The sequence below is a fragment of the Bacillus sp. AFS001701 genome, assembly GCF_002559405.1.
Taxonomy (GTDB): domain Bacteria; phylum Bacillota; class Bacilli; order Bacillales; family Bacillaceae_G; genus Gottfriedia.
This window is the reverse complement of the sequence record NZ_NTZO01000219.1, coordinates 1-11,379: the sequence shown is the minus strand read 5'-3', so window position 1 is coordinate 11,379 and position 11,379 is coordinate 1. Positions and strand designations below refer to the sequence as shown.

General features: G+C 32.7%; 9 protein-coding genes and 1 pseudogene. All 10 read left to right on the top strand.

Annotated elements, in window-relative coordinates; translation table 11 throughout:
- Nucleotides 1-262 precede the first annotated feature (262 nt).
- Entirely contained in the window at nt 263-643 is a 381-nt protein-coding gene (nusB, locus tag CN514_RS15010; protein ID WP_098233281.1) for a transcription antitermination factor NusB, read from the top strand.
- Between the two features lie 37 nt (nt 644-680).
- Nucleotides 681-1,556: a bifunctional methylenetetrahydrofolate dehydrogenase/methenyltetrahydrofolate cyclohydrolase FolD gene (gene folD / locus CN514_RS15005; RefSeq protein ID WP_098233280.1), complete on the top strand. Its 876-nt coding sequence runs from the start codon at nt 681-683 to the stop codon at nt 1,554-1,556.
- Nucleotides 1,557-1,592: 36 nt separating this feature from the next.
- Nucleotides 1,593-2,957, top strand: a complete 1,365-nt coding sequence (xseA, locus tag CN514_RS15000; RefSeq protein WP_098233279.1) for an exodeoxyribonuclease VII large subunit — start codon at nt 1,593-1,595, stop codon at nt 2,955-2,957.
- Nucleotides 2,944-3,171, top strand: a complete 228-nt coding sequence (locus tag CN514_RS14995; protein ID WP_387327302.1) for an exodeoxyribonuclease VII small subunit — start codon at nt 2,944-2,946, stop codon at nt 3,169-3,171. Before xseA ends, CN514_RS14995 begins: the two co-directional genes overlap by 14 nt.
- A gap of 1 nt (nt 3,172) precedes the next feature.
- Nucleotides 3,173-4,060, top strand: coding sequence for a polyprenyl synthetase family protein (locus CN514_RS14990; protein ID WP_069034071.1), 888 nt, complete (start codon nt 3,173-3,175; stop codon nt 4,058-4,060).
- Between the two features lie 363 nt (nt 4,061-4,423).
- On the top strand, nt 4,424-6,304 hold the full coding sequence (gene dxs / locus CN514_RS14985) for a 1-deoxy-D-xylulose-5-phosphate synthase (RefSeq protein WP_098233278.1): 1,881 nt from the start codon (nt 4,424-4,426) through the stop codon (nt 6,302-6,304).
- Nucleotides 6,305-6,319: 15 nt separating this feature from the next.
- Entirely contained in the window at nt 6,320-7,147 is an 828-nt protein-coding gene (locus CN514_RS14980; RefSeq protein ID WP_098233277.1) for a TlyA family RNA methyltransferase, read from the top strand.
- A gap of 180 nt (nt 7,148-7,327) precedes the next feature.
- Nucleotides 7,328-7,780: a transcriptional regulator AhrC/ArgR gene (gene ahrC, locus CN514_RS14975; protein ID WP_098233276.1), complete on the top strand. Its 453-nt coding sequence runs from the start codon at nt 7,328-7,330 to the stop codon at nt 7,778-7,780.
- 32 nt (nt 7,781-7,812) lie between these two features.
- Entirely contained in the window at nt 7,813-9,543 is a 1,731-nt protein-coding gene (recN, locus tag CN514_RS14970) for a DNA repair protein RecN (protein WP_098233275.1), read from the top strand.
- 308 nt (nt 9,544-9,851) lie between these two features.
- Nucleotides 9,852-10,961, top strand: a pseudogene (gene spoIVB, locus CN514_RS14965) (SpoIVB peptidase); the annotation flags it as partial.
- Between the last annotated feature and the right edge of the window lie 418 nt (nt 10,962-11,379).

Here is an 11,379-nt window from a genome sequence, read left to right as displayed (position 1 = left end):
AAGTAAGAAAAAGGAATTTTTTTTAAAAAAACACAAACATTGTTCTGTTATTTTATTGGATTTTAAGTTAAAATGTAGAAAACAGTTTAAAGTATTGAGTTTGCTTAGAAACGTTAATAATAATAAAAATTAGAGTTAATACAGACAGTCGTTGGAACTTATTAAAAAAAATGGTAAAATAACGTGTTACTATACAAAATTAGAATTCGTTATTACCTATGCAACGAATGATGAATTTAGCTTAAAGGAGTTTATTATTTTGATGAAACGTAGAAAAGCAAGGGAACTTGCATTACAAACATTATTCCAAATGGATTTAAGTGAAGCGAATGCTTCAGATGCATTAGAGCATGTATTAGAAGAAGCTGAAGAAAAACAAGATGCATTTTTAGAGGCAATTGTAACAAATTTTGTTAGTCATAAAGAAGTGATTGACGAGCAATTAGCTTCAAATATCGAAAGCTGGACGATTGATCGTTTAGGCAACGTTGATCGCAATATCCTTAGAATCGCTGTAGTAGAAATTAATTACTTAGAGGATGTTCCGAAAAGTGTAGCAATCAATGAAGCGATTGAAATTGCTAAAGTTTACGGTGATGATGATTCTAGTAAATTTATCAATGCGGTATTATCAAAATTCTAAATAGATAGATTGTTTATATGCATAGGGGGAAACTAAAATGGTAGCAACATTAATTAATGGTAAAGAAGTTTCAGTATCAATTCGTGAGGAATTAAAGAATGGTGTTTCAGAATTAAAAAATCAAGGTGTTACACCAGGTTTAGCAGTTGTTTTAGTTGGAAATAATTCTGCTTCAAGAACATATGTGAATTCGAAGCATAAAGCATGTAATGATTTAGGAATGTATTCTGAAGTAATTGAATTACCTGAAACAGTTACTGAAGATGAGTTATTATCCGTTGTAAACAAATTAAACGATGATGAGTCAATTCATGGTATTTTAGTTCAATTGCCATTACCTGCTCATATCTCAGAAAAGAAAGTAATTGAAACAATTTCTCCATTAAAAGATGTTGATGGATTTCATCCAATTAATATTGGAAGAATGATGACGAATCAAGATTCATTACTACCTTGTACTCCTTTTGGTATATTAAAATTAATAGAAAATACAAATATTCCGATTAGTGGAAAACATGTCGTTGTTATTGGACGTAGCAATATTGTAGGGAAACCAGTTGGACAACTATTCTTAAACGAAAATGCAACGGTTACTTATACACATTCACGTACAACAAATCTAAAAAATATTACAAAGCAGGCTGATATTTTAATTGTTGCGATTGGTGTAGCAAAATTAATTACAGCTGATTATGTTAAAGAGGGAGCAATTGTGATTGACGTCGGCATGAATAGAGACGAAAATGGCAAATTATGCGGAGACGTAAATTTTGAAGATGTAAAAAATGTTGCTGGTTATATTACTCCTGTACCAGGTGGAGTAGGTCCAATGACAATTACAATGCTACTTCATAATACGTTAAAAGCGGCTTCTCAAATTGATAGTAAATTAAATTTGAGTACTAAACTTTAATCTTATTGCTTTGTAAGAATGAAAGAAGGTCTATGCATGACGGAAAAGCTACCAGTTACTGTTACCGCATTAACTAAATATTTAAAAGCAAAATTTCAAGCGGATCGTAATTTGCAAAATATACTTCTCCGTGGAGAAATCTCAAATTTTAAACGTCATTCATCTAGCGGTCATTATTATTTTACGTTAAAAGATGATGGTGCTAGAATTGCAGCGGTCATGTTTCAATCCTATAATGCAAATATCGCATTTCAACCAACCGATGGTATGCAGGTTATTGTACAAGGTGAAATAAATGTATACCCAGGATCTGGTAGCTATCAAATCTACATAAGAGACATGCAACCTGATGGGGTTGGCAGTCTCTTTGTAGCTTATGAACAACTGAAGAAAAAACTATTAGAAGAAGGACTCTTTGATCAGAAATTTAAGAAAAAGATTCCTTCTTTTCCTAGTGTAATCGGGGTTGTTACTTCACCAACCGGTGCGGCAGTTCGCGATATCATTACAACGATTCAACGAAGATACCCGATTGGGAAAATAGTTGTAATTCCGACTCTTGTACAAGGTGAAGGGGCGAAAGCGTCGATTGTAAAATCAATTGAAACAGCGGGTAAAATGAAAGAAATAGATGTGTTAATAGTCGGACGAGGCGGAGGATCAATTGAGGAACTCTGGGCGTTTAACGAAGAAAAAGTAGCAAGAGCGATCTTTGAATCAAAAATCCCAATCATTTCCGCAGTGGGTCATGAAACGGATACGACAATTGCTGATTATGTCGCTGATCTAAGAGCACCTACTCCAACAGCTGCAGCAGAAATAGTTTCGTTAAGCCAAAGAGAAATACTTGAGCAATTTGCAGTTCGAAAATCAAGACTTAATAAAGCGATGGATACGATTATTGAACGAAAACAAGCGCAATTAAAGGCTGTTCAAGATGCTTATGTATTTAGATATCCAAATTCACTATTCCATCCTAAACAAGAGCAATTTGACCGGATTAATGAACGTTTACATACATCAATAAATGAAATTGTTAAATCTAAAATAAACAAGCATAAAGAACTGAATTCTTCACTACTTATTCATCATCCAAGTAATAGAGTTCAGCTTGAAAAGCAAAAGCACCTGCAATTACATATGGCTATACAAAAAGAATTTAATCGCCTAATTACCCAGAAGAAATTTGAAATGGAAAGAGTAGTTCATACACTAGATGCACTTAGCCCATTAAAAGTTATGGCCAGAGGTTATTCATTAGCATATAAAAATGAAAACGAATTAATGAAATCGGTTGAACAAGCAAAAAGCGGAGACCGATTCCAATTACAAATGATCGATGGGAAATTAAATTGTGAAGTACTTGAAGTAAAGGAGAGTGAATCAATTGTCACAAAATGAGCGTTCTTTTGAAGAAGCAATAAAAGAAATTGAAATGATCGTACAAAAATTAGAGCAAGGTGACGTGCCACTTGAAAAAGCGATCGAATACTTTCAAGAAGGTATAAAACTCTCTCAAATTTGTCAAGAGAAGCTTACTAAAGTTGAAAAACAAATGACTTCTATATTAAATGAACAGGGTGAACAAACTCCTTTTACTGTTGAGGAGGAATAATATGAACACTTTCAAAGATTTTATGGAGTATTCCAGTAGAATAGTAAATGATGAAATGATTAAATCGGTTGAAAGATTAAAAGCACCGGAAAAATTAAAAGAATCTATGTCCTATTCATTGCAAGGTGGAGGGAAAAGAATTAGACCTCTTTTACTTTTTGCAACTTTAGATGCATTTGGTAATGACCCATTAATAGGGATAAAACCTGCATGTGCTTTAGAAATGATTCATACTTATTCATTAATTCATGATGATTTGCCATGTATGGATGATGATGATTTTCGAAGAGGAAAACCAACAAATCATAAAGTATTTGGCGAAGATCTTGCGGTATTAGCAGGTGATGGTTTATTGACATACGCATTTAAATTAATTACGGAAATGAATGATTTTCATGTGTCTGATCAAGTGAAACTACAATTAATTAGTGAATTAGCGATTGCTGCAGGTCCTGAAGGTATGGTTGCCGGTCAGGTAGCAGATATGGAAGGTGAAAGTAAAGAGCTTAGTGGAGAAGAATTGCAATATATCCATGAAAGAAAAACGGGTAAAATGCTAATGTATCCTGTTATTGCAGGTGCAATTATTTCAAAAGCAACAGCCGAACAATTATCTCATCTAACGCAATTTGCTTATAAACTCGGTATCGCATTTCAAATACAAGATGATATTTTAGATGTAATAGGTGATGAAGAAGTACTTGGTAAGCCAGTTGGTAGTGATATAGAAAATGATAAAACTACTTATGTTAAGTTATATTCGGTCGAGGGTGCAAAAGAAAGGCTTCATACATTTATTACTGAAGCTAAACAACATGTTCGAGCATGTGGGATTAAAGATGACTACTTAATCTCAATTTGTGATTTTGTTGAAAATCGCAGTTTTTAAACTTTGATTATGTAATTAATTCCATGTCCATTGAATAGATTTATTCATTTATGTATAATGTAACTACTTTATAATCGTATCGTTAATGTTGTTAATAAAATATACAGAAATGTAGGCCGTTAACACATATGTGCTAGCGGCTTTCTTTTCATTTTGCAAAAATATTTATTATTTTGTTCTATAAAAATAAAAAATATTAAACAGATTTTAATAAAAATGGTATTATGATACATGGTGTTAAGAGTTAGTCATTTAAGAAACTAGCGTTTAACTACAAGTATGGTAAAATCATTTTATAGATAAAATTACATAATAATGAATTATTTATATAGATTTAACATCTAGGAAGGTGAGTGATCCAAGATGGATCTTACGACAATTGAAAATCCGAGCTTTTTAAAAAATAAAACGAACGGTGAATTAGAAGTATTAAGTGAAGAAATTCGTAAATTTCTTATTCAACAGCTTTCTGAGACAGGTGGTCATATTGCACCAAATTTAGGAGTTGTTGAATTAACGATTGCATTACATAAAGTCTTTAATTCGCCTAAAGACAAATTTTTATGGGATGTAGGACATCAATCGTATGTTCATAAAATATTAACTGGTCGCGCAAAAGAATTTACAACACTAAGACAATTTAAAGGATTATGTGGCTTTCCTAAGCGAAATGAAAGTGAGCATGATGTATGGGAAACTGGACACAGCTCGACTTCACTATCTGCGGCAATGGGGATGGCTATTGCTAGAGATATTAAAAAAACTGGTGAATACATCATTCCGATTATCGGAGACGGTGCATTAACTGGTGGGATGGCTCTTGAAGCAATGAATCACATTGGACATGAGCAAAAAGATGTCATCGTTATTTTAAATGATAATGAAATGTCTATAGCTCCGAACGTAGGTGCTTTACATAGCATTTTAGGAAGACTGAGAACAACTGGGAAATACCGTTGGGCTAAAGGTGAACTTGAAGGTGTGATCAAAAAAATTCCGGGAATCGGGGATAAACTATCAAGTACATCAAAAAAATTAAAAGATAGCCTTAAATACTTAGTTACACAAGGAATGTTTTTTGAGGAAATGGGATTCACTTATTTTGGACCAGTTGATGGTCATAATTTTGAAGACTTATTTGAATCTCTTGAATATGCTAAGAAAACTAAAGGCCCGGTATTAGTACATGTACTAACGAAAAAAGGAAAAGGATATAAGCCAGCAGAAAGTGATGATATTGGAACTTGGCATGGCACAGGTCCTTATAAAGTAGAATCTGGGAAGTTAATTAAGCCGGATAAAGCACCACCAGCATGGAGTAAACTTGTTAGTGATACTGTATTAAAATTAGCTCTAAAAGATGAGCGAATTGTAGCGATTACTCCCGCAATGCCAGTCGGTTCAAAATTGGAAAATTTCCAAGCTCAATTACCTGACCGAATTTTTGATGTCGGTATTGCAGAGCAACATGCGGCAACAGTAGCAGCTGGTTTAGCGACGCAAGGAATGAAGCCGTTTTTAGCAATTTATTCCACATTCCTTCAAAGAGCATACGACCAAGTATTACATGATATTTGTAGACAAAATTTAAATGTATTCATTGGAATCGATCGTGCAGGATTAGTAGGTGCTGACGGTGAAACTCATCAAGGTGTGTTTGATATTGCCTTCCTACGACATATTCCAAACTTAGTTTTAATGATGCCTAAAGATGAGAATGAAGGCCAACATATGGTAAACACTGCAATTCAATACGAAGATGGTCCTATTGCGCTGCGTTTCCCTAGAGGGAATGGTATCGGCGTACCAATGGATGAGCAATTAAAAGAAATTCCGATTGGATCATGGGAAGTATTAAGAGAAGGTTCTGATGCAGTTATCTTAACATTTGGTACAACAATTAAAATGGCAATGGATGCAGCGGAAGATTTAGAGAAAGAAAATATTTCTGTTAAAGTAGTAAACGCAAGATTTATTAAACCAATGGATACTGCAATGTTAAATGATATCTTTAAGGACGGAAAGCCGATTTTAACGATTGAAGAAGCAGTATTACAAGGTGGTTTTGGAAGTGCTGTTTTAGAATTTGCAAGTTCAAATAATTTTCAAAACGTCCGTGTAGAACGTATAGGTATACCGGATTTATTTGTTGAACATGGTGATGTTGATAAATTACTTGATGAAATTCATTTAACAAAAGATGAATCGGTTAAGAAAATCCGTGAAATGGTTTGTAATAAATAAGAGGATGACATTTAAATGGCAAAAAAGGAACGAGTAGACGTACTTTTAGTAGACCGTGGTTTAATCGAAACACGTGAAAAAGCTAAACGAGCAATTATGGCAGGACTTGTCTATACAAACGAGCAAAGATTAGATAAGCCTGGAGAAAAAATAGATATCGAACTCCCTTTACAAATTAAAGGTGAAGTTATGCCTTATGTGAGCCGTGGAGGGTATAAATTAGAAAAAGCTATAAACACATTCGATCTATCAGTTAAAGATAAAATTATGATTGATATTGGATCTTCGACAGGTGGATTTACGGATTGTGCACTTCAAAATGGGGCAAAAAAATCATATGCACTGGATGTTGGATACAATCAACTTGCTTGGAAATTAAGGCAAGATGAACGTGTTATTGTAATGGAACGAACAAATTTCCGTTATGTTAAACCAGAAGATTTAATTGAAGGTTTACCTCAATTTGCTTCAATTGACGTATCCTTTATTTCGTTACGTTTGATTTTACCAGTCTTAAAAACATTATTAGTACCTTCAAGTGATGTTGTCGCGTTAATAAAACCACAATTTGAAGCTGGTAGAGACCAAGTTGGTAAAAAGGGTATTGTACGCGATCCAAAAGTGCATGAACAAGTTATCGAAATGATGATCGATTTTGCGCTTCGCCAAGGATATGATATAAAAGCTTTAACTTTTTCTCCTATAACTGGTGGAGACGGTAATATTGAATTTTTAATTCATCTTCATTGGGAAGGTTCAAAGGAAATTGGAAATAGCGATTTAAATCGATTACCAATGGAAATTGTAAATGAAGCACATACTGAATTAAAGAAGGTAAAATAATAAAAAGGAAACCAAATAGGTTTCCTTTTTCTCCTTTTTTCTAATTAAGGTAAAAAGAAAAAAATTATGCTATAAAATGCATTTTATGAAAACGTTTAAAAAAATATATACAATAACGAGTAGATTAGATAAGATATTCTTTAAGTAAGATATTTGTCGGAATTTGCAAAGAGGTGTATTATGAATAAAGGTCAGCGTCACATAAAAATACGAGAAATTATCGCAAAAAATGAAGTCGAAACACAAGATGAATTAGTACAATCACTAAGAGACTTAGGGTTTAAAGTAACCCAAGCAACGATTTCACGTGATATAAAAGAACTGCATTTAGTAAAAGTACCGTTATCTGATGGTCGATATAAATATAGCTTACCTGCAGATCAACGATTTAATCCGTTACAAAAATTAAAAAGACTTTTAATTGATTCATTTATTAAAATTGATAGTTCAAGTCATTTAATTGTAATGAAAACATTGCCTGGTAATGCAAATGCAGTTGGTGCATTAATTGATCATTTAGAGTGGTCAGAAATTATGGGTACAATCTGCGGTGATGATACGATCTTAATCATTTGTCGTACACCTGTAGATGCTGAGGATTTAAAAGAAAAATTTATTGACATGCTTCAATAGGAGAATGGTTTTAAAAAGAGGAGAGAAACTCATTGTTATCTGAAATTATCATTAAAAATTTTGCAATCATTGAGGAAGTTTCCATTTCATTTGAAAAGGGTTTAACTGTACTAAGTGGTGAAACAGGAGCGGGGAAGTCGATTATTATTGACGCTATCGGTCTGTTACTTGGTGGTCGTGGATCTGCAGAATTCGTAAGATATGATACTGAAAAAGCAGAAATTGAAGGCTTATTTCATATCGAAAATGAGAATCATCTAATTTATTCAAGATGCAGAGAATTAGGCTTTGACATTGAAGATGAAATGATTATTTTAAAAAGAGATATTACTTCATCTGGTAAAAGTGTATGCCGTATCAATGGGAAATTAGTGACAACTTCTATACTTAAGGAAATTGGTGGTTTACTTGTTGATATTCATGGGCAACATGAGAGCCAAGATTTGATGGACCAAGAACATCATTTACCGATGTTACAACAATATGATGAAAAAGCAATTGCTCCTTTGTATACTGAATATCAAAGTATTTTTAATAACTATACAGACTTAAAAAAACAGTTAAAGCAATTAACTGAAAATGAACAACAAATGGCTCATAGGTTGGATTTAATTCAATTCCAGTTAACTGAAATACAAAATGCGAATTTGCAAGAAAATGAAGACGATCAGTTGATGGAAGAAAGACTCAAAATTTCTAATTTTGAACGCATTTATAAGTCTTTAGTTGAAGCATATCAAGGTTTATCACAGGATGGTTCAGGATTAGATTCGGTCAGGTCGAGTATGTATTCTTTAGAGTCAGTAACGAATATTGATAATGACATTAAAGAAATGCATGAAGGAATCAGTAGTAGCTACTACTTATTAGAGGATATATCGTATCGATTACGTGATTCTATCGAACAAATGGAATATGATCCAAATAGATTAAACGAAATTGAAACTCGTTTAAGTGAGATTTCTATGCTTAAAAAGAAGTATGGGCACAGTGTTGCTGATATTTTAAAATACGCAGAAGATATCGAACAAGAGTTGGATACCATTCAGCATAAAGATATGCATATCGAGAAGTTACAAAAAGACTTAGATAATGTGACAATCAAGCTAATTAAAGCTGGTAAGGCTCTTTCAAATAAAAGAAAAGAATTAGCAATCAAATTGACTGCTGATATACATAAAGAATTAAAAGAGCTTTATATGGATAAAACAACCTTTGAAATTATGTTTGATGTTGAAGAAGGACAAGAATCAGATCCAATTATGGATGAACAACATATTAAGTTTAAAAAAGATGGCTTTGATTTTGTAGAGTTTTATATTTCAACAAACCCAGGTGAGCCTTTAAAGCCTTTAGCAAAGGTTGCATCTGGTGGCGAACTGTCAAGGATGTTCCTAGCCTTAAAGAGCATTTTTACGAAGCATCAGGGGATTACGTCAATTATTTTTGATGAAGTTGATACAGGGGTTAGTGGAAGAGTAGCGCAAGCAATAGCGGAAAAAATACACAAAGTATCCATAGATTCTCAAGTTCTATGTATAACTCACTTACCACAAGTTGCTTCTATGGCAGATACGCATTTATTTATCGCCAAATTAATTGATGGAAATCGAACGAAAACTTCTGTTACACCATTACGAAATGATCAAAAGATTAATGAAATTGCAAGGATGATCGCTGGAGTTGAAATTACAGATGTAACAATTCAACACGCTAAAGAATTGATCGATCAGGCAGCTTCTGCAAAATACCAATCACAATGAACATAAAGAGAAAGTTTAATGATGGAAATTTTTTTCTATACATTAAATATTCTCTTTTTTTTATGGGAATTATTGATAAATTAGTAATTGGAAAATGCTAAATGAAACATACTAATACAACATTATACGTTAAAGAATCTATCATATTTTTACAATCATATTTTGCTTTTGCAAAGCTAACATTAACTACATAGCCACGAATTAAAAAAATGAAATTTGGCGCTAAGGAGAGTGATTCGCTTGTGAAAAATATAAATGTTCATCGAATAATAAAAATTCTTCTCCTTTTATTTATAGTTGGTATTGGCGTGTTTAATATAAATCAAAATAATGTGTTTTCATCTACCATAAAAAATAAAGATCAACAAGAAATTGTTAATGTAGCACTTGGTATGAATGAATTACCAAGTAAAAAGGTAGATGTTAAAGTATTAAACAGTTTAAGAATAATACCAGGGGGACAGTCAATAGGAGTAAAACTTAACTCAGTAGGTGTCTTAGTCGTAGGACATCATTTAGTAAATACTAGCTCAGGTCAAAAGTCTCCAGGTGAAATTGCCGGGATTAAAGTTGGAGACATGATAATAAAAATGAATGGTAAACAAATCGAAAAAATGTCAGATGTATTACCGTTTATTCAAAAAGCAGGAAAGTATGGAAAGCCTATAAAAATCACTGTAAAACGTGAGGGTAAGTATTACACAAAAATGTTACAACCTATTCGGGACCAAGGTCATAATAGCTATCGAATTGGATTATATATAAGAGATTCAGCTTCTGGTATTGGCACGATGACATTCATTGAACCTAATTCATTAAAATATGGTGCACTAGGGCATGTTATCTCTGATAGCGATACGAGAAAAGCCATTGAAGTAGAAGATGGGCATATAGTCTATTCAACTGTTACTGCAATTGAAAAAGGAGCAGATGGCTCACCAGGAGAGAAAATAGCGCATTTTGCTTTAGATCGTGGAACGATTGGTAATATTACTTCAAATAGTCCATTTGGCATATTCGGTAAAGTTAACAATAAAATAGACAATGGGATCATGTCACAACCATTACCAATTGCATTATCAAATGAAGTGAGAAAAGGTCCTGCTAAAATACTTACCGTAATACATGATAATAAAGTAGAAGCATTTGACATAGAAATAGTAAGCAGTATTCAACAAAAGTTCCCTTCCACTAAAGGAATTATTTTAAAGGTTACTGATAAACGTTTACTTAAGGAAACTGGTGGGATTGTACAAGGAATGAGTGGCTCACCAATCATTCAAAATGGAAAATTAATCGGAGCAGTTACACATGTTTTTGTAAATGATTCGACTAGTGGGTATGGGGTTCATATTGAGTGGATGCTTGATGAGGCTAAAGTACCAATTTATGATTATCAAAATAAAAAGGCTTCTTGATTTTAAAAATACACCTATCAAATGATGTAGGTGTATTTTTATGTTTATTTGTACTTCGAACTCGGTTTTTGTTATGAGATATCTTCCTACTCGTCTCTTCTGTAAGAGATCTTAATGAGCCACACTGCATCTCTCATAAGTGTTAAGTATCCTTTTGAAGTAACACTATGGATAGCACAAAAGATACTCTAAATATCCTTTCCCTTTATGAATTGACTTCAACACTTATTAAATATTTTGTAGTGTATTTTGTTAAAAATAAGTCAAAATAGGAAAAAAATGGTAATATACTAGTAGCAACATCGAAAAATTAAAAAAATTTTAATGTAGAGGATGGTTGATATGACGCTTAATGTTACAGAATTGTAAATTTATATTAAAAATTATAAATTTACATACTATTTCATTTTTTATATAA

Coding starts and splice junctions, on each gene's coding strand:
- nusB (WP_098233281.1), top strand. CDS start 263: ATGAAACGTAGAAAAGCAAGGGAACTTGCATTACAAACATTATTCCAA.
- folD (WP_098233280.1), top strand. CDS start 681: ATGGTAGCAACATTAATTAATGGTAAAGAAGTTTCAGTATCAATTCGT.
- xseA (WP_098233279.1), top strand. CDS start 1,593: ATGACGGAAAAGCTACCAGTTACTGTTACCGCATTAACTAAATATTTA.
- CN514_RS14990 (WP_069034071.1), top strand. CDS start 3,173: ATGAACACTTTCAAAGATTTTATGGAGTATTCCAGTAGAATAGTAAAT.
- dxs (WP_098233278.1), top strand. CDS start 4,424: ATGGATCTTACGACAATTGAAAATCCGAGCTTTTTAAAAAATAAAACG.
- CN514_RS14980 (WP_098233277.1), top strand. CDS start 6,320: ATGGCAAAAAAGGAACGAGTAGACGTACTTTTAGTAGACCGTGGTTTA.
- ahrC (WP_098233276.1), top strand. CDS start 7,328: ATGAATAAAGGTCAGCGTCACATAAAAATACGAGAAATTATCGCAAAA.